Origin of the sequence: Pseudomonas sp. Mn2068 (assembly GCF_049319725.1) — a bacterium.
GTDB classification, from domain to species: Bacteria; Pseudomonadota; Gammaproteobacteria; order Pseudomonadales; family Pseudomonadaceae; genus Aquipseudomonas; species Aquipseudomonas gingeri.
Genome location: NZ_JBMOUG010000002.1, coordinates 61671 through 86168 on the forward strand (window position 1 = coordinate 61671; position 24498 = coordinate 86168).

The window sequence follows — 24498 nt, forward strand, 5'->3', positions numbered from 1 at the left end:
ATCGGTGGGTCAGATCCCCATATTGCCGAGGGCCTGGACGATATTGCGCAAGGTGCCGGCGATGGCCGGGTGTTCGAGTTCGAAGCGCTCGACCGCCAGGTTGACGCCGTCGGCCACACTGCTGTCCTGGGTCGCGGTTTCCAGTTTCAATTGCAGTTCGATCTGGCGCATCAGCTCCTGCAGGTTTTCACGTTCGGCTTCGGACAGCGGTGGATTCTGCTCAAGTTGCTCGCGCAGGGTATCGAGTTGTTCTTGCAGTTCGCGGGCAGGCATGGTGGTTTCCTTCTATGGATAGTCTCTGGCATAGACCTTCGTACGGCGATAAAGGTCTGTGCCTGCCTTTCAGAGTAATCCACGACGGCGATCCGTGCCTGATCCTGATCAAGACCCGTGCTCAGGGTTTCTCGCCCTTGAGCCGGCGCAGGGCGATGTCGTCCAGGCAGGTCGCCAGCTCACCGAGGTGATCGATCACCGAGTGCACGCCGAGGCTGAACAGCTCCACGGTGGCCTTGCCGCGCTTGCGTTCCCGTTCCTTCTGCGGCAGTGCCTGCCATTCCATGGGGGACAGGCCGCACAGGGGCCCGCAGGAGGCCAGGCCGATGGTCCACAGCCCGGCGTTCAGGCCCGATTGCAGCAGGCGCGGTTCGCCGCTGACCAGCACGCAGCCTTCCAGTTGCTCCACGCCGAGCGCCATCAGCGCATGCCAACAGGCATTGGGCGCCGGCCACTGCACGCAGTTGGCGGGAGTCAGGGAAGGTTTGATCCAGTCGGGCAGGGTCGCGGCGAGCGGTTGGCTGACGGCGTGGGGCAATTCATCCAGCCAGGCGCAGGGCACGCCGCGTTGTTGCAGGCCCTGGAGAATCTCCAGTGCGCCCGGCGTGGCGTGGTTGTGTTCGTCCGGATCCAGGTGCGGGCGGGCGCGGGCGCCGAAATCCACCAAGCAACCGGTCAGGCCGAAAAGCAGGGCGGTGGGCGCGGGCAAAGGTGCGACGGCGGGTAGTGGCATGGCAGCGTCCCTGATGATGACTGCGCAGAATAAGGCGCCGCCATGACAATTGGATGACTGCACATCCTTGGCCTAACCTGTAATTCTTTGTAGGACTTGTCCGAGTCATACTGCCTAAACCCGGGCATCCGCTTTATACTGCGCCTCATCAATCAGGGCATGGCGCCCCGCATCCCGTCTCATCCAAGGAGTTTCTCTCTATGCGCTGGATCGATCGTCTAGCTCAGTTGTCGTTGTGTGCCAGCGTTGCGCTGGTGCCATTTGCCGCACAGGCGGCGGACGAAGATCCGTGGGAAAGCGTCAACCGTCCTATCTTCAAGTTCAACGATGCACTGGACACCTACGCCCTGAAACCCCTGGCCCAAGGCTATCAGGCGGTCACGCCGCAATTCCTGGAAGACGGTATCCACAACATCTTTCGTAACTTCGGCGATGTCGGCAACCTGGTCAACGACGTGCTCCAGCTCAAGCCACAGGCGGCCGGCGTCGACACCGCGCGCCTGCTGCTGAACACCACCCTCGGCGTGGCGGGCTTCTTCGACGTCGGCACCAAGATGGGGCTGCAACGCAACGACGAAGACTTCGGCCAGACCCTCGGTCACTGGGGCGTCGGCAGCGGTCCGTACGTGGTCATCCCGTTCCTCGGCCCAAGCACCCTGCGCGATGCGCCGTCCAAGTACGTGGACAGCTACACCGAACCGTACCGCTACATCAACGACGTGCCGGCGCGCAACATCACCTTCGGCCTGGATATCATCGACACCCGGGCCAGCCTGCTGTCGAGCGAGAAGCTGATCAGCGGCGACAAGTACATCTTCATCCGCAACGCCTACCTGCAGAACCGCGAGTTCAAGGTCAAGGACGGCAAGGTCGTCGACGACTTCTAGTCCCCGGCCCCCCGGCTTTGCGCCGCGCAAACGAAAAAAGGCGACTCGGTGAGTCGCCTTTTTCATGGGGGTAATTGCGCTCAGCGCATTTTCAGGATGCGCAGGCCCAGTTTCTGATCGTTGGCCCACACCACCTCGGTTTCCGCCTCCAGGCCCTTGAGCGCCGGGTGATCGGAGTCGATGCGCACCGAAATCCGGTCGCCGGCGTTGAACTGCCGGGGCGCCTCGACCTGCATGCCGGTGCTGGACAAGTCCAGGCACACCGCTGAAATCTCCAGGCCGGCGTGGATCAGCGTCACGTCGGCATCGACGCGCATCCGGATGTAATCACGCTTTTCACTGTAGTCACGATCAGTTTGGCTCATGGACTCTGTCCTTCGATTCCGTTGTGGTTTTCACACTTCTTATAACTCCCGGTGATTTGAGGTGTAAAGACCTCAAGCGACCATCGGCATGAGCTTGAAACGCCCGGCGGATGGGAGTACCGTCTGCGCCTTAGAAGGGCACCTCTGATACCGATGCACCGGACGTGATCGTCCGACCGATCGAGACAGAGAGGCTGAGGCCTGTACGAGAATTCGCCGAGCGGCGATCAGGCAAGGCAAAAACAGGAGAGGACGTGGAGTTGGCTGCTGTCAATGAGCATTCCGGGCCTGTTTTTGACGCAGCATGATCGTCGTGCAGGCAGCTCTCGAGTGAATCCAGTAGTACGAGCCGGGCATAAAGCCTTGCCGTCTACGCCAACCTAATTCTGGCGCCGTTTGCCCACATGCAAAAAACCAGTGCCACGCTGCTGATAATTGATGACGACGAAGTAGTGCGCGCAAGCCTTGCGGCCTATTTGGAAGACAGCGGATTCAGCGTCCTGCAAGCCAGCAACGGCCTGCAGGGACTTCAGGTATTCGAGCAAGCACAGCCCGACTTGGTGATCTGCGACCTGCGCATGCCCCAGATGGGTGGCCTCGAGCTCATTCGCCAGGTGACCGACCTCGCGCCGCAAACGCCGGTGATCGTGGTTTCGGGCGCGGGCGTCATGAACGATGCCGTCGAAGCGTTGCGCCTGGGTGCGGCGGACTACCTGATCAAGCCCCTCGAAGACCTCGCCGTCCTGGAGCACTCCGTGCGCCGGGCCCTGGACCGTGCGCGCCTGCTGCTGGAAAACCAGCGTTACCGGGAAAAGCTCGAGACCGCCAACCGCGAGCTCGAAGCCAGCCTCCATCTGTTGCAGGAAGACCAGAACGCCGGTCGCCAGGTCCAGATGAACATGCTGCCGGTCAGTCCCTGGAGCATCGACGACTTCAACTTCGCCCACCAGATCATTCCGTCCCTGTACCTGTCCGGCGATTTCGTCGACTACTTCCGGGTCGATGAGCGGCGTGTGGCGTTCTACCTGGCGGATGTCTCCGGCCATGGTGCGTCGTCGGCCTTTGTTACCGTGCTGTTGAAATTCATGACCACGCGGTTGCTGTTCGAGTCCAAGCGCAACGGCACCTTGCCGGAGTTCACCCCCTCGCAGGTGCTGGGCCATATCAACCGTGGCCTGATCAACTGCAAGCTGGGCAAGCACGTGACCATGGTGGGTGGCGTGATCGATGAAGAAACCGGGCTGTTGACCTACAGCATCGGTGGTCATCTGCCGTTGCCGGTGTTGTACACCCCGGACAGCGTGCGTTACCTGGAAGGCCGTGGCCTGCCGGTGGGCCTGTTCAACGAGGCCACCTATGAAGACCACATTCTGGAACTGCCGCCGACATTTAGTCTTACACTGATGTCTGATGGCATTCTGGATCTTTTGCAGCAAGATACACTCAAAGAGAAAGAGGCTGCCTTGCCAGAATTGGTGAGAACAGCCGGCGGCAGCCTGGATGGCTTGCGCCAGGTTTTTGGATTGGCCACGCTAGGGGAGATGCCGGATGATATCGCCTTGTTAGTGTTGAGCAGGAATCTTTGATGAGTACCGGTAGAATCCAGTTCGCCGAACAGGATGGCACCTTCGTTCTGAAGTTCGTTGGTGAAGTTCGCCTGACCCTGTGTTCAGCGTTGGATGCCACGATCGAGAAGATCTTCACGGCGCTGAATTTCACGGCGATCGTGATCGACCTGACCGAAACCCGCAGCATCGACAGTACCACCCTGGGCTTGCTGGCCAAGCTCTCGATCCTGTCGCGGCAGAAAGTGGGCCTGTTGCCGACCGTGGTGACCGTCCACGACGACATCACCCGGCTGTTGCAGTCCATGGGTTTCGACCAGGTGTTCAACATCGTCAACCGCCCGATCCCGTGCCCGGAATGCCTGACCGACCTGCCTTCGCAGGACCAGTCGGAAGAAGTGGTGCGGGTCAAGGTGCTGGAAGCGCACAAGATCCTCATGGGCTTGAACGACTCCAACCGCGAAGCGTTTCACGACCTGGTGAACGCGCTGGAGCGCAGTTGAGCGACTGACGCCACGAGCGTACAAAAAAGGGCGACATCCACCTGGATGTCGCCCTTTTTGCGCTGCTCCCAAAACACCGCCGGCCCCTGTGGGAGCCGGGCTTGCCCGCGAACAACAACAACGCAGTCCCTGTAGGAGCTGGCTTGCCAGCGAAGAACGATAACACGGTCCCTGTAGGAGCTGGCTTGCCAGCGAAGAACGATAACGCGGTCCCTGTGGGAGCTGGGCTTACCAGCGATAAACGATAACGCGGTCCTTGTGGGAGCTGGCTTGCCAGCGAAGAACGATAATGCGGTCTCTAGCCGACCGCATTACCGCCCCTCCAGCAACTCCCCAGCCTGATCCAGCAGAGCCAGCGGATCCTTGGTCTTGTGAATATCCACCGACAGCAACTGCCGGAACCGCCGCGCCCCCGGAAACCCCGTGCCCAGCCCCAGCACATGGCGGGTGATATGGTGCATCGCCCCACCATCGGCGATATGCGCCGCCACATAGGGTCGCAACTGCGCCAGCGCCTCGGCCCGGGAAAGCACCGGCGCCTCACTGCCAAACAACTGCTGATCCACTTCCGCCAGCAGATACGGGTTGTGATAAGCCTCACGGCCCAGCATCACCCCGTCAAACGTCTGCAGATGCTCGTGACACTGCTCCAGCGTCTTGATCCCGCCGTTGAGAACAATCTCCAGCTCCGGGAAATCCGCCTTCAACCGCGCGGCCACGTCATAGCGCAGCGGCGGAATATCCCGGTTCTCCTTGGGCGACAGGCCTTCGAGAATCGCAATTCGCGCATGCACGGTAAAACTGCGGCAACCGGCATCGCGCACCTTGCCGACGAAGTCGCAGAGCTCTGCATAACTGTCCCGGCCATTGATGCCGATGCGGTGCTTGACCGTCACCGGAATCGACACCGCATCGCGCATCGCCTTCACACAATCGGCCACCAACTCCGGATGCCCCATCAGACAGGCGCCGATCATATTGTTCTGCACCCGGTCGCTTGGGCAGCCCACATTGAGGTTCACCTCGTCATAACCGGCGTCCTCGGCCATGCGGGCACAAGCGGCCAGATCGGCCGGCACACTGCCGCCCAACTGCAACGCCAGAGGGTGCTCGGAAGCGTTGTAGCGCAGGAAACGCTCGTGATCACCGTGCAGAATGGCGCCCGTGGTGACCATCTCGGTGTAGAGCAGGGTGTGCTTGGAAAGCAGGCGCAGGAAGAACCGGCAATGGCGGTCCGTCCAGTCCATCATCGGCGCAACGCTGAAGCGTCGAGAGGGCTCGGAGCGGCAAGGGGTAACGTCGTTCAAAGGCATGAAAGGTCTGTCGCTGTGGGCGCAGCCGGCGCGGGGCGCTGGGCGCGGGCTTGAGTGGCGTGAGGCTGAATGCGGTGGAGTTTATCAGAATATGGGGTGGTTCAGATGATGACGGCTGCGTCGGATAACTACGAGGCCAGGCTCTCAGGACTGCTTAAATCCGTTCACGCCGTTGAGAGCCAGGATCAAATCCTGCTCACTCATTGGCGGGCTGTAAGAAGCCACTGATCAGGGTGATGGAAGATGTGCCCCCTGGCTTAGGCCGAAGGGGCGGGAAAGATCACACCAACTGAAACCGCTGACCTACACCTGAGCCATACCCCCATCCACGCAAAGATCGATACCCGCAACAAAACTGCTTTCATCGGACGCAAGGAACAACGCCGCCGAGGCAATTTCATCCGGGCGGCCCAGGCGGCCCAATGGCACCGCTTGGGCGAAGGAGGCCTTCACTTGATCGATTTCCTCTTTCGTCGTCGCCTGGCTGTCCATGATCGGGGTATCGACCGGGCCGGGGCTGAGGGTGTTGACGCGGATACCGCGATCCTTGAGTTCGAGGGTCCAGGTCCGGGAGAACGAGCGGATGGCCGCCTTCGTCGCGCTGTAGGTGCTGTAGCCGGGAATGCCTTTGGTCGACGCGATAGAGGCGGTCAGGATGATCGAGCCGCCGTTGCGCATCAGCGGCAGGGCTTTCTGCACGCTGAACAACAGGCCCTTGACGTTGATGTCGAAGGTCTTGTCATAGTGCTCGGCGCTGATCTCGTCGATGGACTTGTTGTCGACGATGCCCGAGTTGGCGAAGAGCACGTCGATGCTGCCTTTCTCGCGCTGTACGACTGCGTAAAGCCGGTCCAGGTCTTGCTGGTTGGAGACGTCACCCTGAACGGCGGTGACATTCCGGCCGATAAGCGCGACTGCCTTGTCCAACTCTGCCTGGCGTCGGCCAGTGATGAACACGTAAGCACCTTCGCTCACGAATCGCTGCGCGGTGGCCAGGCCAATGCCGCTGCTGCCGCCGGTGATGACTGCGATCTTGCCTTGTAATCTGCTCATGTCTATTACTCTCGGGAGGATGCGAACACGACTGGCACTGCGTTGAGTCGCCAGCCTCGTGGTGGGCATCAGTTTCTCCTTCGAGGTAAATACCGAGAACGCCGGTTGTGTGAATAACACCTATGCCTGAGTTGAATGAGGTGACAGGGTACTTTTTGTGAGTAGCGACACCGGATTGATCGCAGGATTGAAGCACCCGCACCAGTTCAATCCGTTCGCCCGTATCCAGCCCCAGGAAGGCTCGTACCTGGGCAGCAATAGTGACTTGTCCTTTGAAACCTAACCCTGCGACCTCAACCCTTTCACCAGCCACGCCCCAACCAGCAGAACCAGCGCATTGATCGCAAAGGCAATCCTCACCGACAGCGCCCAGTCGCCGATTGCGTGCAGCACAATCCCCATCACCGCTACGCCTGCGAGTGCACCGATCTGGCGGTTGGCATTGAGCGAGGCGGCCGCGACGTTGGAGTAGGTGGCGCCGGCCACATGCATGACGCTGCTGATGGCCGCGGGCAGCGCCAGTCCCATGCCGGCATTGCACAAGGCAATGGCCGGCACGATCCAGAGGTAAGCCACGCCGCCGCCCACGCAGGCGGTGACAAGGCTGCCAAGTACGGCAATGCTCAGCCCGGTGAGCATCACCCGGCGTTCGCCGAAGCGCTGGTCGAAGCGGCCGGACGCATAGTTGCTGATCGGCACCGTGGCCATGACCGGCAGCATCCAGGCGCCGGTCTGCAGCGCCGTGGTGTGGTGAAACTGCTGGAGCAGCAGGGCGACCAGGAAGATCTCGCCAAACAGGGCGAAGTTGATCAGAAAGCCCAGGCCGTTGAGGGCCCAGAAATTGGCGTTGTGGCGCAGCGGCGCGGGGATCACTGGCGAGGACGAGCGCTTTTCCCGCAGGATCACTGCGAGCGCACCGAAGGCGGCCACGGTCATCGCGATCCGGTTGGCCGGGGCTGTCCAGCCCAGCGACGGCCCTTCGATCAGGACGAAGCTGAGTCCGGCCAGGGTCAGCATGATCAGCAGGTGCGTGGGAAGGTTGAAGACGATGGGCCTGCGCGGGGAAGGATGTATCGTCCACAGCGTCAGCAGGATACCCAGCAGGCCGATCGGCAGGTTGAGGTAGAAGATGCTTCTCCAGCCCAGGTCATTGACCAGCAATCCGCCGATAAAGGGGCCGGAGCCGGCGGCGGCCCCGACGATGGCGCCCCAGATGCCGACCATCCGTATGCGCGTGCTGCGGTCGGGAAAGGCTTCGGTCAGTAGGCTCAGGGAGCTGGGCATGAACAGTGCGGCGCCGATACCCTGCAGGAAGCGGGCGCCGATCAGCATCGGTGCCGAGGTTGCCAGGCCACATAGCAAGGACGCCAGGATGAACCAGGCGAGACCGAGCATATAGGCGCGCTTGGCCCCCAGCACATTCGCCAGGGCTCCGCCGAGCAAGAGGAACGAGGCGAACATCAGGGTGTAGGCGTCGATGACCCAGACCAGCGATGACAGGGTCACGTCGAATTCCCGTTGCAGATCCGAGAGCGCCACGTTCACCACGGTCACATCGAGCATCGCCATGACAAAACCCAGTGCCACCGCCAAGAGCACCAGGGCAGTGGGGGCGCGGCTCGTGGGGGCCACGACGCTTTGGCAAGGCACACTCATGCAGCAAACTCCTCAATCTTGGCGAGGGGAGTCCGGTCGGACTTCGTCAGTACGATAGTCGATGCTTGGTATCTAGAATGCCAACGCATAAAACTGATTTCATGCAGTTGAAAGTCGAATGGATTGCGCTTGAAAGACTTGGGAGGGGGGCGTGGTGCCGATCTCTATCCAGGCCGCCAGGGCGGGTAGGGGTCGGGTTACCGCCGGATCATGCAGACCCCGCTTCTTTCTGGTGTCGAACAGTCAGGATCGTGACGGTATCGAGATCAATTCGATAGCGCGTTACATAGTCGCTGTCTCCAAAATCAATCAACACTTGCAGCGTCTCCTGTCGGAACGCTTAACGTTTCTCTTCGCGCTCAACGTACTGTGCGATAGCCTCACGCATGATCCAGTGCGAAGTGCGGTGGCGAGCATCGGCCAGATGCTGCACATGTCTTTTCAGCTCATCATGACCTCGATTTCGACCTGAATCTTTGCGGGGCAATCACCCCCGATCCGCACTACATTACTTTCAGACAGACCAACATTTGCAAAGCCCGACAGGAGCCCCTCATGACGATGATTGACTCGGATCTCTTGAAGCCCTACCTGGCGGCCCGGGACAGCGCTCGCGCGGCCTGGCGGCTGACGGTGGCGTCCTTGAGCAAGACGCCGAAGGAGGCGCTGGAGGAGGGGTTCAGGGCGGTCAGGATCGCCGAGCGGGCGTATTACCGCTGCTGCGAGGATCTGTGCAATGTGGTGCGCAGCGAGATGGAGCGGGCGGAGGATGAGGTGGCCGTGCGGGGGCGTTTTGTCGACGGTAGCCTCTAGGAGGCAGGCCACGGGGGCGTGGCCTGTTGATTCCGGCGATGGGTCTTAAATCGTCAGCCGCCGGGGTCGTTCCAGCAGGGCATCCACCATCGCCCTGGCCATTTCCACCGAGTGCGTTACGGTCCAGATCTGATCGCTGGCGATGCCATTGGCGCCTGTGCTGATGTCGTCGGCAACGTATTCGGCCGTTTTCAGAAGTTGTGAAACGCTGGTCAGTGCGTCCTGGAGATTGATGTCTTCGCGTACGGAGAAGAGCGACTTTTTCTGAGAAAGAAGTACTTCGGACGTTTCAATAATGAGTGCAGGCGAAGTGCAGGGTGGATCAGGAACAATTTTCTTGTGCATGTTCATGGGGGCAACTCCAATGGTTCGTTGGACCGCCACCGCCTGCTGTCAAACAAGTTTAGGTGGCAGCTGTACGCAGGTTGACAGACCGGGAACCAAAGAAACCGGCGCATCCGAAGATGCCCTGCGCACAGCCGCCGCAACACGTAATCACAGGCGTAAAAAAAACGCCAGCAAATGGAGTTTGGGCGCTTATGCGCAGTGGTTCATTTCGGTCTGTCAAAACCGGTCGCCGATTTGGCGGCGACCCTGAAAAACTATCGGGATAGACAGGCTGCGGCAAGGCTGCGAATCCTGCAAAACCGTAGGTCTTATCGACGTTTCGAGTGGGCTATCTCCTACTCGTTGTGCCGAGCGTGAGCCACCCGACGCGTTCGGGATCCTCGGCGTCTGAAAATAAAAATTTACAAAGTTGAAATGAACTTTTTCTGTTTTAAATGATGTCCTGCGTATTCATCTGCTTTGTAATCTTTGTGCGTAGTCCATTGCCTACATAGTGCGTAGGAGTAGCGGATAACTGGCTGTGGAAAACTCAAGATTACTCAATGAAATATGAAGCCGATCTGGAAAGTCCCTGTTTCACCGCCCATGAACAAAGCTCACATCTGCGTTAGGTTGACAGCGCTCCCCATGAGGGAGCCTGTTCAATCAATGGAGTGAGAAAATGAACAAACCTTTACCCAATCCAGTGCTCCGACACGGTCGTGTCATTTCCCCCGCCAGTCGCGGTTCGGTAGCCGTCGAAGTCGGTCTGCTCGGTAACTGGCAGGTCAATGAAATGGAAGGCGGCAAGAACTTTCCGGCGCTGACCGCCGGGCCTTTCCCCGCGCCCTTCGAGACGGATGATCCCAGCGTCGTGCCTCCGGCTGACGGCCATATCCTCAGTGGTGGCAAGACCGATGACCGCGATTGCCTCAACTTCACCAACGAAGAAATGAGCCAGAAGCTCAATCGCCCCTTCACCTGGCCGCTGCTGAATGTCGATCCGGGCCAGGTCTTCCAGGTGAAATGGGAATACACCGCGCCCCATGTCACCCGTGGCTATCGCTGGTTGATCACCCGGGATGGCTGGGACCCGAAACAGCGCATCAGTCGTGCGCAGCTGGAGGCCAAGCCGTTCTTCGAGGACTTCTACCCGCAGGTGCCGTACTACCAGCATACCGACGAGCTCAAGGCCCGGGTCGATCATTCGGTGAAGCTGCCCTCCGGCAAGAAAGGCCATCACGTCATCGTCCTGCTGTGGATCGTCGCCAATACCGGCAATGCCTTCTACCAGGCCTTCGATGTGGACTTCAAATAACGCCGTGAACCGGCGGACAACCCTGTGCAATTTCTGAAGGATCAGAATGTGACCACTATCAATTTTTCACTGCAAAAATCCCAGGCCAATGATTCGGCATCGCTGATGCCGAGCCTGGATGGCAAGAAAATCCTCATGGGTTTCTGGCACAACTGGGCCGCAGGCCCGGGCGATGGCTATCAGGGCGGCAAGTTCGCCAATATTCCCCTGGTGGATATCCCCAAGGAATACAACGTTGTGGCCGTGGCTTTCATGAAGGGCAACGGTATCCCGACCTTCAAACCCTACAATCTCTCCGACGAGGAGTTTCGCCGCCAGGTCGGTGTGCTGAACAGCCAGGGCCGGGCGGTGCTGATTTCCCTTGGCGGCGCCGATGCGCATATCGAATTGCGCAAGGGCAGCGAGCAGCCGCTGGCCAATGAAATCATCCGCCTGGTGGAGACCTATGGTTTCGACGGGCTGGATATCGACCTGGAACAGAGCGCCATCGACTACGCCGACAACAAGGTCGTGCTGCCCGCTGCCCTGAAGCTGGTCAAGGATCACTACAAGGGCGAGGGCAAGCATTTCATCATCAGCATGGCGCCGGAGTTTCCCTATCTGAGCAGCAACGGCAAGTACGTCGACTACATCAAGGCCCTCGAAGGCTATTACGACTTTATCGCGCCGCAGTACTACAACCAGGGCGGCGACGGCGTCTGGGTGCCTGAAGCCAATGGCGGGCAGGGCGCCTGGATCGCGCAGAACAACGACGCGATGAAGGAGGACTTCCTCTACTACCTGACCGACAGCCTGGTGACGGGGACTCGCGGTTTCACCCGGATCGCCGCGGACAAGTTCGTCATCGGCCTGCCGGCCAACGTCGATGCGGCGGCGACGGGCTATGTGATCGACCCGAAGGCGGTGAGCAATGCCTTCAAGCGACTTGATGCGGCAGGGCATTCGATCAAGGGGCTGATGACCTGGTCGATCAACTGGGACCAGGGCCTGAGCAAGAGTCAGGTGCCTTACAACTGGGAGTTCCGTAATCGTTATGCGCCACTGATCCACGGCGCACGAACGACGACTGCGGACAAGCGCCAGGCGTGAGACGCCAGCAAGACAAAACCCGGCATTTTCGCCGGGTTTTGTCTGTCTGGTCGGCGCCGTGCCCGGCGCTTGTCGGGGGGATCAATATCGCCTACGGCCCGCTTCAGTCCTTCCTTGCAATCTTGGCCTTGGTCTTGACCTGTCCGCGCGGGTATAACGATTTCCCCAGTTTCTGGCGTTCATCCAGGGGCAGGGTGCCGGCAAAGTCCGCCACGGTGTTGTCCACCAGTACCCTCAGGGCATCGTCTGCCTCACGGGCGCGGCCGAGGTCGGCCATCAGTGCGCTGCGATCCAGTGTCGGCGCCTCCAGTTGCCTGATCACATCCATGCGCGCTTCACGCCCGGCGATGATCAGCGGCTGACTGTCCGCCTGGTTGCGTCGCAGCAGCTGCCGCAATTCTTTGCGGCGTGCTTCGGGCAGTTGCTGCATCGCCTGGCGCAAGCCGTGGGGGTTGACCACCGTCTCGGCGGGCTTGGCGTTGACCAGCCAGTGATACAGGCCGCCGCCGACACCGCCGATGAGGAACACATTGAACAGCAACGACACGACCAGCAGCGGTTTCAGGTACTTGGGCTTCAGGTGCTTGGGTGGCGGGGTCATTGCTCGCTTTCCTCGGCGTTGACGGTAAAGACGACATCGGCATCGCCATGGTCGAAGACACTGGGCAGCACTTCGGCTGACAGCATCGGCAGCGGCAGGCTCAGGGACGCCACCAGGATGCCGGCCGCGACACCGGCCACGCCGACCCCGACAAAACCCGCGGGGGAAAGCCAGCCGGCATAGCGGCTCCAGAACGATGGCTGTCGCGCGGGATTGGCCGACAGGCGGACCTGTCGGATCAGCGCCGGATCCACGGCCGGCAGTGTGTGGCTGTCGAGCAGGCTGTCGAGCCAGCGGGCCTGTTGCACGGCGTCGAGGGCGGTGCTGTCGCCGCGATCGAGCAGCGCCTGGGCGGCGGCCTGTTCGCTGGCCGGCCAGCGTCGCAGGTCGGCACCATAGGCCTCGGCCAATTGACCAAATCGTTCGGGCGTCATCGTTTTTCCCTCCCTAGGCTGGCTTCGCCGGATGTCTCGGCAAGGTAGCTGCGCAAGTTGCGCCTGGCCCGCGACAGCAGGCTTTCCAGTGCCTCGACGCTGATATTCATCAGTGCCGCGGCTTCGATGTTCGACAGCTCCTGGTAATACTGCAGCACGATGGCCTCGCGCTGCCGGTCGGGCAATGCCGCCAGCGCCGCGGCCATCTGCTCGCTGCGGGCGGTGGCTTCCAGTTGTTCATCGGGCGGCGGCGTGCTGTCGACCACCTCGATCATGTCCTCGTCATCGGCCAGCGGGCGCTCCTTGCGCCGGCGCAGGCGATCATGACAGAGATTGAGGGCAACCCGGTGCAGCCAGGTGTCGAAACGTGCCTCGCCGCTGCGCCAGTTCGCCGCCTGTCTCCAGATGCGCAGGAAGCTTTCCTGCGCGACATCCTTGGCCTCGTCGGCATCACCGAGGATCCGACCGGCGAGCGCCAGCAGACGGGGCAGCTTGCGCGACACCATCTCGTTGACGGCCGCCGGTTCGTTGTTGCCGATGCGGGCCAGCAACTCAACGTCCGGATCAGTTTCTTTCAATATGGCAAATCCCGGTCCGGTATCTGAGTGTCAGGTGCAGGGCGCCGCCTGGCAGCGAAGTGTGCTGCCAGGCGACGTGGGCTTAGCGGATCCAGTGGCCTTCGACCCAGAACCAGCGCGGTCCGTGGGCTTCCCAGTGGCCGGGTTCCCAGCGCGCGTTGCGCATCACCGGCTGCCAGTGGCCCGGTTCCCAGACATAACCGCGATCTTCCCAGCGCCAGTGCCCGCGGTCCCAGGCGTAACCGGGACGTTCAACGGGAACGGCTTCGACGCGCACGGGCGGCGGGGCTTCGCGGATGATGACTTCGGTCTGGGCAAAGGTCGGCGTGCTGGTCAGGGCCGCGAATGCCAACGGGATAAGCAGGGCATAGCGTAATTTGGCCAGAGGTCGTGCAGGTCTCATGACAACTCCTTCATGCGGCGGACGAAAGTGAACGCTGCTGATGGGTTGAACGCGGGACGCCCGGAAAATCCGTCGCGAAAAAAACAGTTTTTTTCACGGCGGATTTGAGGCGTTGTTCGAGGGAAGTATTGCCCAGGGTTTGCGGGCAGTTCATGAAATTGTTGAAAGGGAGCGACGGATTCCGGCGGGTGGTGACGTTCAACCGGTAACCGCTGGCAATCGACAGGTGCCTTGGCCCTGTCCGTTACCCGCCATATCCACCGTGCCCTACCTGCTGAATCATGAGGAAAACCACCATGTCTCGTCGTCTCTCGTTGCTCGTTGCCGCCGTCCTGCTCCTGAGCCTCAGCGGCTGTGTGATCCTGCCGGGGCACCGCGATCATTGCTGCTGGCGCTACTACGGGGCTGTCTCCACCTCGACGGGGGTAGCGGTTTCCTGATCGGCGATCCCGGCGCCTTTACGTGCCTGAAGGGAAAAGGGGCGGGACGAGCCTTGCCCCTCATGACGCCGTCCCGGATCTTGTCCTGGGTTTTTTCGGCTTGCCCAGGACGCGATTCAGTTCCCCAGCCACGGCAATCAACTGCTGTTCAAGCGCCTGGACCTCGTAACGGCCGATGCCTTCGTTGAGCGTCAAGACTGCCTCGGCCCGTTTTCGCGGGGCGGGCGCAAGATTGTGGGTGGCCTGGGAAATCAGGGCCTGGCGCAGCAGGTTGTTGATAATGGTCTGGTAGCCCGTTCCCGCGCTTTCGGCGAGTGCGCGCGCCGCGTCGATCACCTCGTCGTCCAGCATGATGGTGATCCGTGTCTTGCCCGTGCTGCTGGCAACGGCCCCACGCCTGGCTTTGCTGAAGTCATACTCTTCTTTCATCGGTCAACTCTCCAGATATTGGCGACGTTCATTTCTCGAGGCCGCTCGTACACTGATGATTCGAACAAAATCCGGATCACGGTAGGTGTAGGCCGCCACCAGCAAGCGACCGGTGGCGTCCATTCCCATGATGATCCAACGCTCTTCGCCATGATCGCGGTCCTGAAAGGTGAGTGCCGCCTCGTCGTAGAACAGGGGTTCTGCATCGGCAAGGCTCACCCCGGTGTGCTTTTGCTTGTTTGTGGCGTTTTTGGTCTCGTCGTACTGGATTCGGAATGTTTTCATTATGCATACTTTATATGTATATGGAAGGCCTTCGATGTACCTTTCGGCGGCTGAATTCCGGGAATGGCAAGCCGATGAAAGAGAGGGGGCGGGGCGATTTATCGGGATAAGGAGGGAATCCCGATGATGTGCGGCCGCCAAGTGACTGAAACAGGTTTGGGAGGAGGGATCCTGATCGTCGGGCCATAAAAAACCGCATCAATGATGCAGGTTGTTTCAGGTCGATCTGGCCATGCCGGACACGGTGTGCGTCGGAGCTTGTACGCCACGTCGAAACTCGGGCCAGGGCCTTTGGATGGTCTTGGTGGAGGTACGGTCAGAACAGGGCCGACACAAATGGAATCAGTTTGCAGCTTGCCTTTTTGGGTTTGTTTTAACTGGAAATTCGTAAAAAACAGGCCCATCATTCGCCGCGCTGTCTACGCTCCAGGGGACTGCTGCGTGTCTGTGCGAAGACCGTGAACCACTCGCCTTTTTTCAGGAACTCATCTTGTCTAACGTCTGCTCCAGCGGCCTCGATATTGGCTTCGCTTCTCTGAATTATTTACAAATCGGCATTCTGGGTGTCATTCAGGGCATCACCGAATTGCTGCCGATTTCCTCCACCGCCCATATGCGCATCGTTCCGGCCGTGCTCGGCTGGCAGGATCCGGGCTCGGCGTTTTCGGCAGCCATGCAACTGGCGGCCCTGGCGGCCGTAGTCAGTTATTTCTGGCGCGATGTGCGTGACGTGGTCGGTGGCAGTATCGGTGCGGTACGCCAGCGCGATTTCGACAGCCAGTGGTTCAAGCTGGCGGTGGCGATCATCCTGGCGACCATTCCCATCGGGATTGCCGGTCTGGCCTTGTCGTCAACCCTCAATGCCTGCGATTCACCCTTGCGCGGCCTGACGGTCATCGGGATTTCCTGCCTGGTGATGGCGGTATTGATGGCGGTGTCGGAGTTCAGTTGCCGGCATCAGCGGGTAGTCGGCGAAATGCGCCTGCGCGATGCACTGATTGTCGGCATTGCCCAGATCGGCGCGTTGATCCCGGGTGTGTCGCGTTCCGGCTCGACCCTGACCGCGGCCCTGTTCCTCAATTTCAAGCGTGAAGAGGCCGCGCGCTTCTCGTTCCTGCTCGGCCTGCCGGCGATTGCCCTGGCTGGATTGAAGGAACTGTGGGTGCTGCACCACGCGCAGATCCCGGTGGAGGCCTGGACCCATCTGCTGTTCGGCCTGGTGGTGGCCAGCGTCTCGGCGTTCGGCGCGATCTGGGGCTTGATGCGTTTCCTCGAGCGCTTCTCGACCTGGCCGTTCGTGGCCTATCGGGCGGTCCTGGGGATCTTCCTGATCGTTTCGGTCCACACCGGTTTCCTGTCCTGATCGAGTGCCGGGGGCGCAACTTTCGCGCTGCGCCGCCTGGCCGTTTTCCCCCATTTACAGGTCCTGTCCGGCGGGCAAAAAAAAGCCCGCATGCGGGCGGGCTTAAATGGGAGGTTCACCAAAGGAGCAGGGACAAATATAAACAGCCGGCGCCCTTGGCACAGTGAAAGAAGTTTTATCTGAACGGCGCTGGAAGCCACGCACGGCAAGGGTTCAGAGCGGTTTTTCGATGCGGTCGTAGCGCTGTTTCAACTGCGTCAGGCGCTTCTCGTACTGATCCAGGAGACAGTCGTTGTCGCTGCCACAGGCGTTGCGCTCCTTGAGCCAGGCGACCTGCTCATCCTGCATGGCGCCCCGGTTTCCCATGGCGAACAGACCGCGCAGCAAGCGGTAGGTGGTGGCCATTTCGACGTCGAGGTCGTTCAGTTGCCGGTCGGTGCAAATGGCGATTTCGGCGGGCTGCTTGGCTTTGCCACAGTCGAAGCTGGCCGCCTGGGCTGTGCTCAGGAGCAGGGGTAGTGCAGCCAGTACCCATAAAGATTTTTTCATGCTCGTCTTCAGCGCTCGGTTTTTACCTTGATTCCACTCAGACCCGCCTGGGCGCCATTGGTTTTACGGCCGCCTTGCGCTTAGCGCACCGATCGTTCCCACGCTCTGCGTGGGCACGCCGCCCGTGACGCTCCGCGTCACTTGCACAGAGGACGCGGAGCGTCCATAGAGGCATTCCCACGCGGAGCGTGGGAACGATCAACAAGGGGCGGTTTCAGTTGCGCAGCAATCGCGCTTGCAGGTGCTGACGCACCTCAGGCCATTCATCGTCGATGATACTGAAGCGCACCGAATTGCGCTTGCGTCCGTCGGGCATGATCCGTTCGTTGCGCACGATCCCTTCCTGCCTGGCGCCCAGGCGCAGGATCGCCGCGCGCGAGCGGGCGTTGATCTCATCGGTGGTGAACTGCACGCGTACGCACTCCAGGTCCTCGAAGGCATGGCGCAACATCAGGTACTTGACCTCGGTGTTGACGAAGCTTTTCTGCCAGCGGGCCGAGATCCAGGTACTACCGATCTCCAGCTTGCGATAGGTGCGGTCGATCTTCCAGAAGCGCGTGGAGCCGATGATTTCGCCTGACTCCCTGAGCACGATGGCAAACGGCATCCCGTTGCCGGCTTCGCGCCCGGCGAGGGCGGCGCGGATGTACTGTTCGACGGTGGCTGTCGAGGGTACGACGGTGAAGGGCAGGTTCCACAGTTCGCCGTCCCGGGCAGCTTCGACCAGGGCATCGGCATCATCGAACTGGAGCGGGCGCAGCAGCAGGCGCTGCCCCTCGAGGGAGCGGGTAAGCAAGAGGTTTTTCACGGCACGGGCTCGCGGGGGTGGTTCTCCCTCGCATTACAGTGAGCACGAGGGGCCTTGGCAAGGACCATTTGTGTTGAAAGCGCAGGTGCCAATGTCGGTGGCACCTGCGGACTGGCGGCCTTACTCGACGGTGTAGCTTTCCAGTTGGTTGCCGTCGGCGTCGAATACCAGGCGTTGCGCGTCGTTTTTCGGATCGTAGACTGTGTACTGGGCATCGTTGCTATTGGCCGAGACCTTGCCCTGGGAGAAATAACCCAGTTCCTTGACCACGCGATTCTGCCGGTCGATCAGCACCAGGCCGTCAAAGCCCTGTTCCGGCTCGGCTGCCGCCAGGTTCTTCTGGAAGGTGTAGATGGATTTGTAGGCCAGGGGAATCTGCAGCTTGCCTTGCAGGTCGATGGCCCCGCGCTTGCTGTCCTTGACCACGATGGCCATGCCGTTGGAGAACGGCTGGACATCGTCGTAGGGCAGGTTGAAGGGCAGGCGTTCGCCACGGCTGTTGATAAAGGCGAACTGCTTGCTCTTGAGGTTCTGCACCAGCAACGGCTGTTCCCCTTCGAAGGTGCCGATCACATTGAAACCTTCCGGGTTGATCTTTTTCCCGGTCAGGTCGAACACCTCGTCCAGGTGCCGGTCGGCGCTGCTGGTATAGATGAAGTCGCCGTGTTGCGTCGCGTTGGAGTAGCGCGGCGGCAGGATTTCCTTGCCGGCCAGGGTGTAGGCACCGTATCTGGGTTGGAATTCATAGGTCTTGTCGCCGAGGCGGGCGATAAAGATATCGCCGCTTACCTGCGGACTGACGAACTTCATGGGGATCGTGAACTGCTGTTTTTTCAGGTCATAGACGCCATAGGGGCCGTTGGATTCACGCTCCACCAGCAGCAGGTCGTCCTTCAGCGATTGTTCGATGACCTCGAAGGGCAGTTGTTTGAGGGTATCGGTGCCGGGCAACAGATAGAAGTATTTGCTCAGCAGTTCCACGGTGTCGTCGTCGACGGGCTTTTCGCTGACCACCATGCTGTAGATGCCCGGCTCGGACAGGGCCTCGATACGCAGGAAGCGCGGCTTGATCAGCCACTTGCCGCTGGCATCGACAAAACCGGCACGCCGGGTCTTGTCGTCATAGGCGATGTAGTGGCTTTGCACCGGCGTGCTGTTGAGCAATTCCAGGGAGGCCGTGCGCTGCACCGCCGGGGCCAGGACATAGAGGGTGACGCGCTGCGGCGTGTCTTCGAAGTGGTACTCGGCCTGGACATTGCTGTGGCTGTCTTTGCTGTCCGGCAACGCCTGGACGAACTGTTCAAGATGTTGCTGGAGGCTCTTGCTGTCGGGGTACTGGTCGAAGTGCTTGCGCACCGTCACCAGTTCCTCGTAGTACTTCTTCAGGTTGGCCTTGGCCTCTTCCGAAGGCAGCGTGTGCGAACTGCTGCCGGTGTTGTGCAGGGGCTTGTCCGGATTGGCGCCATACGCCTGCACCACCAGGGATGTGTCCTTGGGGGGCGACAGCAGCAGGGAGACGCTCTTGTCGGAAATGGCCGACAGTTGATACTGCTCGCCGTTGCCGAAGCCGGCCTTCGGGTGATCCTTGTCCAGCACGATCTTGCGCACGGACGGATAACTCGGATAGGTCACCGTGACCTTCAGCTTGTCCAGCGGCTTGTTCACCGTGAGCGCCGCATCGGAAGGCCGTCCGCTTTCCTTCAGGGCGGCGGTTTCGCTCGGGTTGACGATATCGGCAAAGGCCTGTTCCGAACCGTCCCTGAAATAGACCCGGTCGATCTGGTACTGCTCTTCCAGGCGTTGCTCGGGCGGTGCGGCGCGTTGCCAGAAGTCATCGAGAGGGCTGGTATCGAGACGGACCAGGCTGCCGGCGGTGCCGATTTTCTGGATGACCCTCGGGGTGTCCTTGAAGTTCGCCAGGGCCTGTTCGACCTCCGGGGTGGCAAAGGGCTGGAACGGCGGGTCGTACTGCAATTCGGTAGGGGGTGTATCGCCTGTCGCCGGGCTGATCTGCAGGTCCAGGCCCTCGATCATCGCCTGGGCATTGAGGGTGCTGCGCATCACCGTGATCAGGTAGTTGAGGCGCTTCCTGGCTTCCGGCAGCGACAGCGAGGCAAGATCGTCGATATCGCCTTCGTTCATGTCCTCGGCGCCGTATTCCTCGCCGCTGATGATCGTCGGTCGATCATGGGATTGCACCAGGTAGTAGCTGCCGCCTGCCGCCAGCAGGGCAACCACCAGTGCCGATAATGCCGCGATCCGGATATTTTTCTTGTGCATGAGACGCTCACTCCCTGAAACCGGCTCGCAATACCGCGAACAACGATGGTTCCTTGGAGGCGCCGAATGGGAAAACATTCCCTTCGGCGATGCTGTTTATTGGCTATCAGTGTGTATTCGTGGACTGTTTCGCAATCGAAGGGGGTTATTCCTGGCTGATATCCAGCAATTGCGGCTTGGCAATCGCCAGGTAGTCGCGGGTGGCGAGGACCATGGAGGCGTCCAGGCGCCCGGCATTGAAGGCGATTTCCTCATAACGACGGGGCAGGGCGGGGTCGACGATCAGTTGGATCCGCTCATCGAAGACGAACGGCGGAATCGCGCCGATTCGACAACCGGTCAGTGCCATCGCGGTTTCGGCCTTCACCAGTTCGGCCTTTTTCCCGCCCAGGGCGGCGCCGAGTTTTTTCATGTCGAGCTTCTGGTCACCCGGCAGGATGGCCAGGGCATAACGCTCGGCCTGGCCCTTGAGGGCGCAGAGCATGGCCTTGGCGCCCTGGCCCGGTTCGGTGCCACGGATCTGCGCGACCCGCGCCGACTGGCCCTCGGCGTCGTGCAGCAAGACACGGTAGCTGGCGGCATGGGCGTCCAGCAGGCTGACCAGTTGATCGAAGATCGGATACATGGAGCGTTCCTCAGATTTGCGTGATCAGGTCATAGGAGAGCTTGCTGATCAGGATGACCAGCAGCACCAGGAACAGCGCGCGGACAAAGGGCACTCCCTTGTGCACCGCCAGCCAGGTGCCGGTCAGGGCGCCGAGGATATTGAACAGCGCCATGGGAATCGCCACCAGGTACAGCACGTTGCCGGTGGGGATGAAGAACACCAGCGCGGCGACGTTGGTCGCGATGTTCACCAGTTTCGCCGAGGCCGAGGCATGGAGGAAGTCGAAGGCGAAACAGCGGATGAACAGGAAGATCAGGAAGCTGCCGGTGCCGGGGCCGAACAGCCCGTCGTAGAAACCGATGGCGCCACCGATCAGGATCGCCAGGAGCTTTTCCCGAGTGCCGATGCGCATGGGCTTGTGCAGGGCACCAAAGTCCTTTTTCCAGAAGGTGTAGAGCGCCATCAGCACGATCAGCACCAGCACCGCCGGGCGGATCACCGATTGCGGCACGGCCGAGACCGTCGCCGCGCCGCAGAAGGCCATGACAAAGGCCGCGCAGGCCGCCGGGATCACCAGCCCCCAGTCGATCACCACCTTGCGTACGAATGACCGCGCCGCGAAGGTCGTGCCACACGCCGCGGCGACCTTGTTGGTCCCCAGCAGCGCGGCCGGCGGGGCCGTGGGCAGCACGTTGAACAACGCGGGGATCTGGATCAGTCCGCCACCGCCGACCGCCGCGTCGATAAGGCCGGCACAGAAGGCGAAGACGCAAAGGAGGGTGATATCGACCATGAAATCAGGCTCTGACAATAAAGGGTTGAGTCGGGTCCAGCGGCACCACGCGGGCTGCGTCGTCGACCCCGAATACCCGGATCATCCAGCGGTCGCGGCCGTCATAGCGCGGGGCGAAACCGTCCCTGGCGTGCAAGGTCTGCTGGTTCTTGAAGATCAGCATGTCGCCGGGCTGGAGCAGGATGTGGCGGGTGACATCGGGGTGGTTGGCGGCCGCCTCGAACAATTGCAGGGCAACGTCCGCATTGGCCGTGGTCGCGGTGACGCTGGCTTTGTTGTAGCGGCAGTGCAGGCCGCCGGATGGGGTTCTGTAGAGCAGCGGGACGCTTTCCAGGACATTGCCCTGCTTGCCGAACGAGTCCGGCCGGCGAATGGCAAAGTTCGGCTGTTGCAGTTCCTGCTCGACAAAGTCGGGCAGGCTGTCCAGCACGTCCTGGATGGCGACGATGCGCGTAGGCACGTCCAGCTCGCAACGCAGGCCGGTCAGGCTCAGGTATTCGGGGCAGGCCGACAAACCGGTGACCGCTTCGCAGGTCAGCGGCAGGTGCGGGTTGTCGACATGCATGCCCAGGCCCAGGCGGGAGCCGAACGAGCTGGTGGTGGTTTCGTGTTCCTGCTTGGGCGAGACATGCCGGAAGACCGTGGTGTCGCTTTCTCCTTCATACCCCACTGGCCGGGTTTCCAACATCGCCAGGACCGACAGGATCGCGCCGGCCAGGACCGGCACCTGTTCGATACCGGGTTCGGCGTCGTAGGGCGTGGCCGGCAACCCCGGGTCGACCGGCAGGCCGCGGACAATCAGGGCCACGTCGCGGGAGCGGGGGAAGTCGCGCAGCACCTGGCGTTTCTCCGCGCCCAGCACCGTCTCCAGCAGCCGGGCGAGCGCCGGCATCTGTGCTATACCCGAAGCACTGTCAGTGATTGCGCGGTGCGCGAGGGCTTCATTCAACTGCTGATGCTCGGCGAACGAAATGTGAATTTCGGGCAAGGCCGACAAAGCGGATGCCGGCGGTTTAGGGGCCAGCCATTGCTGGCTTTCTTCACTGATCCGGGAGGCCGATTTCCTGACTGTTTCATCCAGCTTTGACACGTCCTTTGCTCCTGTATGCCTACGTCCCTGTGGGTTAAGCGCGCAGGCTAACGGAAGGGGCGTTTTTGTGTTGCAATGCCACATTGTGAAAAGTGCAACGAGGTCAGGAATGGCGCTGGATATGTTGGGTGAGCTCGAAGCGTTCGCGACCGTGGCGCGCAAGCGCAGTTTTATTGCCGCGGCGCGTACCCTGGGACGCTCGCCAAGCTCGCTGACCCGTGCCATTCAGGCCCTTGAGGAAAGTGCCGGGGTCAAGCTGTTCAATCGCTCGGCCAATGCGGTGAGCCTGACCGAGGCCGGTGAGCGCCTGTTGCCCCATGCCCACAAAATGCTGGATCTGCAACGTGAAGCCGATGAAGACCTGGCCGGCATCAGCGGCCTGGCCACCGGCTGGATCCGCCTTTCAGCCCCGGAGTTTCTCGGTCACGGGGTGATGCCGCGACTGATCGCGCAGTACTGCGAGCGCTATCCCGAGGTGAATATCGACGTGATCTTCACCGACGAAACCATCGACCCGGCCAAGAGCAAGCTGGACTTCTCGATCCGCGGTGCCTTTCCGCAGTCCAGCGACCTGATCGGTTTTCCGCTCTGGAGCTATGCCCGTCATCTGTATGCCAGTCCCGCTTATCTGGAGCGCCGTGGCACGCCAGATTCGATAGAGGCATTGGAAACCCATTCGTTGATCCTGCACACCGCCCCAAGGATTCTTAAAGAATGGAATTTTCGCAGCGAGCAGCAGGCAATCAGCTTCCGGGTACACCCGAAATTTCGCTTCAGCTCCGGCGCGGCGGTGTTTCAGGCTGCGTTGGCGGGGGTGGGCATTGCCCGGCTGGCGGACTGGCTGGCCGAGCCCGAGGTGGAACTCGGGCGGCTGGTGCGGGTTTGTCCCGAGTACCGGCTGACGTCCAGCCATGGCGAGAATCCGCAGATGCATGCGGTGTACCCGGCCGGCAACCTGCCGCTGCGGGTGAAGATGCTGCTGGACCTGATCCGCGCCTTTGGCGACAACGTCGGTCGGGCCTGATCAGGCCGGCGGTGTTTCGCCGAAACGGCCGCGCACCAACTCGACGAAGCGCGCCGCCGCCGGTCCCAGGGTCTGGCCACTGCGAGTGATCAGGCCGATCTCGCGACTGACGCCGGGGTGTTCCACCGGCAGTCGCCTGAGCCCATGGAGCCCGTCATCCGCCGATTCCGGCAGAAGCGTCATGCCCAGGCCCTGGCGCACCAGGGCCAGTACCGTGGACATGTAGTTGGCCTCCAGTCCCGGCACCAGGGCCAGGCCTTGCTCGTCGAACAACTGCTCGACCCGTTCGCGCACGCTGCTGTCGCGCCCGGTGAGGATCATCGGCTGGCCGCTCAGGTCCGACAGGCGCACGCGTTTTTTCCGCGCCAGCGCGTGCTGCTGCGGCACGAACAGGCAGAGCCGGTCGACCATCACCACTTCGAAGTCCAGGCCATGATTGAGCCGGGCCCGCACGCCCAGGCCGAAATCCACCTCGTTCTCCCGCACCAGCGCATCGATGCGTTGGGCGACCACATCGCGCAGGCGCACTTCGACGCCGGGAAAGGCCTCGCGAAACGTGCGCAGTACTGGCGGCAGGGCGCCGGAGCAGATCGACGGCAGGGCGGCGATGGTCACCACCCCGCGTTGCAGGCTGGCCAGGTCGCGGGAGCCGCTGACGATATTGTCCAGGTCCAGCAGCAGCTTCTCCATCGGCCCCCGGGCCTGCTGTCCGGCGCTGGTCAGGCTGACCTGGCGCGGGCTGCGTTCGAGCAGGGCGACGCCGAGCCAGTCTTCCAGTTGCTGGACCTGCACGGTCAGTGCCGAGGGCGACAGGTGCAATTCGTCCGCCGCCCGGGTGAAGCTGCCGGTACGGGCCACGGTAAGAAAAGCGCGGATATGCTGGATGGAGTTCTTCATTCTGTTTTTCCGAACATAAGGC

At 61.2% G+C, this 24498-nt stretch carries 29 protein-coding genes and 2 pseudogenes; 10 read left to right on the forward strand and 21 right to left on the reverse strand.

All coding sequences use genetic code 11. From position 1 onward, the window contains the following. Nucleotides 1-9 precede the first annotated feature (9 nt). On the reverse strand, nucleotides 10-273 hold the full coding sequence (locus ACL9RJ_RS04850; RefSeq protein WP_017127876.1) for a DUF4404 family protein: 264 nt from the start codon (nucleotides 271-273) through the stop codon (nucleotides 10-12). A gap of 121 nt (nucleotides 274-394) precedes the next feature. Further along, nucleotides 395-1006, reverse strand: coding sequence for a hypothetical protein (locus tag ACL9RJ_RS04855; RefSeq protein ID WP_042936117.1), 612 nt, complete (start codon nucleotides 1004-1006; stop codon nucleotides 395-397). Between the two features lie 200 nt (nucleotides 1007-1206). Here ACL9RJ_RS04855 and ACL9RJ_RS04860 point away from each other — a divergent pair, with 200 nt between their 5' ends. Then, the gene (locus ACL9RJ_RS04860) at nucleotides 1207-1893 is read left to right on the forward strand and encodes an MlaA family lipoprotein (protein ID WP_017127878.1); all 687 of its coding nucleotides are present in this window, start codon (nucleotides 1207-1209) and stop codon (nucleotides 1891-1893) included. Between the two features lie 80 nt (nucleotides 1894-1973). Here ACL9RJ_RS04860 and ACL9RJ_RS04865 read toward each other — a convergent pair whose 3' ends face one another. Continuing rightward, nucleotides 1974-2258, reverse strand: coding sequence for a PilZ domain-containing protein (locus tag ACL9RJ_RS04865; RefSeq protein WP_017127879.1), 285 nt, complete (start codon nucleotides 2256-2258; stop codon nucleotides 1974-1976). A gap of 404 nt (nucleotides 2259-2662) precedes the next feature. On the opposite strand from ACL9RJ_RS04865, the gene rssB reads away from it, so the two are divergent. Both rssB and rssC read left to right on the forward strand, forming a co-directional pair. Continuing rightward, the gene (gene rssB / locus ACL9RJ_RS04870) at nucleotides 2663-3844 is read left to right on the forward strand and encodes a two-component system response regulator RssB (protein WP_017127880.1); all 1182 of its coding nucleotides are present in this window, start codon (nucleotides 2663-2665) and stop codon (nucleotides 3842-3844) included. Continuing rightward, nucleotides 3844-4326: an anti-sigma factor antagonist RssC gene (gene rssC / locus ACL9RJ_RS04875; protein WP_017127881.1), complete on the forward strand. Its 483-nt coding sequence runs from the start codon at nucleotides 3844-3846 to the stop codon at nucleotides 4324-4326. The genes rssB and rssC overlap by 1 nt, the downstream gene beginning before the upstream one ends. Nucleotides 4327-4637: 311 nt before the next feature. On the opposite strand, the gene dusA is transcribed toward rssC, so the two are convergent. Next, entirely contained in the window at nucleotides 4638-5639 is a 1002-nt protein-coding gene (gene dusA / locus ACL9RJ_RS04880) for a tRNA dihydrouridine(20/20a) synthase DusA (protein WP_422764953.1), read from the reverse strand. Nucleotides 5640-5942: 303 nt separating this feature from the next. After that, nucleotides 5943-6692, reverse strand: coding sequence for an SDR family NAD(P)-dependent oxidoreductase (locus tag ACL9RJ_RS04885; protein WP_177108798.1), 750 nt, complete (start codon nucleotides 6690-6692; stop codon nucleotides 5943-5945). A gap of 157 nt (nucleotides 6693-6849) precedes the next feature. Here ACL9RJ_RS04885 and ACL9RJ_RS04890 point away from each other — a divergent pair, with 157 nt between their 5' ends. Further along, on the forward strand, nucleotides 6850-6975 hold the full coding sequence (locus ACL9RJ_RS04890; protein WP_422764954.1) for a hypothetical protein: 126 nt from the start codon (nucleotides 6850-6852) through the stop codon (nucleotides 6973-6975). On the opposite strand, the gene ACL9RJ_RS04895 is transcribed toward ACL9RJ_RS04890, so the two are convergent. Continuing rightward, complete coding sequence (locus ACL9RJ_RS04895) at nucleotides 6972-8348, reverse strand: MFS transporter (protein ID WP_422764955.1); 1377 nt, start codon at nucleotides 8346-8348, stop codon at nucleotides 6972-6974. The two genes, ACL9RJ_RS04890 and ACL9RJ_RS04895, sit on opposite strands and share 4 nt — an antisense overlap. Nucleotides 8349-8691: 343 nt before the next feature. Continuing rightward, nucleotides 8692-8793 (reverse strand): annotated as a pseudogene (locus tag ACL9RJ_RS04900) (CopG family ribbon-helix-helix protein); the annotation flags it as partial. A gap of 110 nt (nucleotides 8794-8903) precedes the next feature. Here ACL9RJ_RS04900 and ACL9RJ_RS04905 point away from each other — a divergent pair. Beyond that, on the forward strand, nucleotides 8904-9161 hold the full coding sequence (locus ACL9RJ_RS04905) for a hypothetical protein (protein WP_017127943.1): 258 nt from the start codon (nucleotides 8904-8906) through the stop codon (nucleotides 9159-9161). Between the two features lie 45 nt (nucleotides 9162-9206). On the opposite strand, the gene ACL9RJ_RS04910 is transcribed toward ACL9RJ_RS04905, so the two are convergent. Further along, nucleotides 9207-9512 carry a DUF3077 domain-containing protein gene (locus tag ACL9RJ_RS04910; RefSeq protein ID WP_246356557.1) on the reverse strand — a complete coding sequence of 102 codons (306 nt, stop codon included), beginning with the start codon at nucleotides 9510-9512 and terminating at the stop codon, nucleotides 9207-9209. A 658-nt stretch (nucleotides 9513-10170) separates the two neighbouring features. Here ACL9RJ_RS04910 and ACL9RJ_RS04915 point away from each other — a divergent pair. Continuing rightward, nucleotides 10171-10806: a lytic polysaccharide monooxygenase auxiliary activity family 9 protein gene (locus ACL9RJ_RS04915; protein WP_177063762.1), complete on the forward strand. Its 636-nt coding sequence runs from the start codon at nucleotides 10171-10173 to the stop codon at nucleotides 10804-10806. 48 nt (nucleotides 10807-10854) lie between these two features. Next, nucleotides 10855-11856 (forward strand): annotated as a pseudogene (locus tag ACL9RJ_RS04920) (chitinase); the annotation flags it as partial. Nucleotides 11857-11998: 142 nt separating this feature from the next. On the opposite strand, the gene ACL9RJ_RS04925 reads toward ACL9RJ_RS04920, so the two are convergent. The 4 genes from ACL9RJ_RS04925 to ACL9RJ_RS04940 form a co-directional block, all read right to left on the reverse strand. Beyond that, nucleotides 11999-12496: a periplasmic heavy metal sensor gene (locus tag ACL9RJ_RS04925; RefSeq protein ID WP_017127947.1), complete on the reverse strand. Its 498-nt coding sequence runs from the start codon at nucleotides 12494-12496 to the stop codon at nucleotides 11999-12001. After that, a complete protein-coding gene (locus ACL9RJ_RS04930; protein ID WP_422764956.1) occupies nucleotides 12493-12930 on the reverse strand; it encodes a hypothetical protein in 438 nt (145 codons plus the stop codon). The genes ACL9RJ_RS04925 and ACL9RJ_RS04930 overlap by 4 nt, the downstream gene beginning before the upstream one ends. After that, complete coding sequence (locus tag ACL9RJ_RS04935; RefSeq protein ID WP_042936136.1) at nucleotides 12927-13508, reverse strand: RNA polymerase sigma factor; 582 nt, start codon at nucleotides 13506-13508, stop codon at nucleotides 12927-12929. The genes ACL9RJ_RS04930 and ACL9RJ_RS04935 overlap by 4 nt, the downstream gene beginning before the upstream one ends. 82 nt (nucleotides 13509-13590) lie before the next feature. Then, on the reverse strand, nucleotides 13591-13911 hold the full coding sequence (locus tag ACL9RJ_RS04940) for a YXWGXW repeat-containing protein (RefSeq protein WP_422764957.1): 321 nt from the start codon (nucleotides 13909-13911) through the stop codon (nucleotides 13591-13593). 296 nt (nucleotides 13912-14207) lie between these two features. Here ACL9RJ_RS04940 and ACL9RJ_RS04945 point away from each other — a divergent pair, with 296 nt between their 5' ends. Continuing rightward, a complete protein-coding gene (locus tag ACL9RJ_RS04945; protein ID WP_167331653.1) occupies nucleotides 14208-14351 on the forward strand; it encodes a hypothetical protein in 144 nt (47 codons plus the stop codon). Between the two features lie 60 nt (nucleotides 14352-14411). Here ACL9RJ_RS04945 and ACL9RJ_RS04950 read toward each other — a convergent pair whose 3' ends face one another. Continuing rightward, nucleotides 14412-14780, reverse strand: coding sequence for a BrnA antitoxin family protein (locus ACL9RJ_RS04950; RefSeq protein ID WP_017127951.1), 369 nt, complete (start codon nucleotides 14778-14780; stop codon nucleotides 14412-14414). A gap of 3 nt (nucleotides 14781-14783) precedes the next feature. After that, nucleotides 14784-15065: a BrnT family toxin gene (locus ACL9RJ_RS04955; protein WP_017127952.1), complete on the reverse strand. Its 282-nt coding sequence runs from the start codon at nucleotides 15063-15065 to the stop codon at nucleotides 14784-14786. A gap of 490 nt (nucleotides 15066-15555) precedes the next feature. Between ACL9RJ_RS04955 and uppP the strand changes: the two genes are divergently transcribed. Further along, nucleotides 15556-16428 carry an undecaprenyl-diphosphatase UppP gene (gene uppP / locus ACL9RJ_RS04960; RefSeq protein ID WP_017127953.1) on the forward strand — a complete coding sequence of 291 codons (873 nt, stop codon included), beginning with the start codon at nucleotides 15556-15558 and terminating at the stop codon, nucleotides 16426-16428. A gap of 213 nt (nucleotides 16429-16641) precedes the next feature. Here the strand turns inward: uppP and ACL9RJ_RS04965 are convergent, their stop codons facing one another. From ACL9RJ_RS04965 to ACL9RJ_RS04990, 6 genes are all read right to left on the reverse strand, one after another. Further along, nucleotides 16642-16977, reverse strand: a complete 336-nt coding sequence (locus tag ACL9RJ_RS04965; protein WP_422764958.1) for a lysozyme inhibitor LprI family protein — start codon at nucleotides 16975-16977, stop codon at nucleotides 16642-16644. Nucleotides 16978-17191: 214 nt separating this feature from the next. Next, the gene (locus ACL9RJ_RS04970; protein ID WP_343054813.1) at nucleotides 17192-17785 is read right to left on the reverse strand and encodes a GNAT family N-acetyltransferase; all 594 of its coding nucleotides are present in this window, start codon (nucleotides 17783-17785) and stop codon (nucleotides 17192-17194) included. 120 nt (nucleotides 17786-17905) lie between these two features. Then, on the reverse strand, nucleotides 17906-20065 hold the full coding sequence (locus ACL9RJ_RS04975) for a WG repeat-containing protein (RefSeq protein ID WP_422764959.1): 2160 nt from the start codon (nucleotides 20063-20065) through the stop codon (nucleotides 17906-17908). A 145-nt stretch (nucleotides 20066-20210) separates the two neighbouring features. After that, a complete protein-coding gene (locus ACL9RJ_RS04980; protein WP_177086820.1) occupies nucleotides 20211-20690 on the reverse strand; it encodes a YbaK/prolyl-tRNA synthetase associated domain-containing protein in 480 nt (159 codons plus the stop codon). 10 nt (nucleotides 20691-20700) lie between these two features. Continuing rightward, entirely contained in the window at nucleotides 20701-21465 is a 765-nt protein-coding gene (locus tag ACL9RJ_RS04985) for a sulfite exporter TauE/SafE family protein (RefSeq protein ID WP_103032623.1), read from the reverse strand. A 4-nt stretch (nucleotides 21466-21469) separates the two neighbouring features. Next, nucleotides 21470-22357, reverse strand: a complete 888-nt coding sequence (locus tag ACL9RJ_RS04990; RefSeq protein WP_244861760.1) for a TauD/TfdA family dioxygenase — start codon at nucleotides 22355-22357, stop codon at nucleotides 21470-21472. Nucleotides 22358-22664: 307 nt separating this feature from the next. Between ACL9RJ_RS04990 and ACL9RJ_RS04995 the strand changes: the two genes are divergently transcribed. Continuing rightward, nucleotides 22665-23579 (forward strand): LysR substrate-binding domain-containing protein, encoded by a 915-nt coding sequence (locus ACL9RJ_RS04995; RefSeq protein WP_422764960.1) that lies wholly within the window; start codon nucleotides 22665-22667, stop codon nucleotides 23577-23579. On the opposite strand, the gene ACL9RJ_RS05000 is transcribed toward ACL9RJ_RS04995, so the two are convergent. Then, nucleotides 23580-24476: a LysR family transcriptional regulator gene (locus ACL9RJ_RS05000; protein WP_103032621.1), complete on the reverse strand. Its 897-nt coding sequence runs from the start codon at nucleotides 24474-24476 to the stop codon at nucleotides 23580-23582. Nucleotides 24477-24498: the final 22 nt, after the last annotated feature.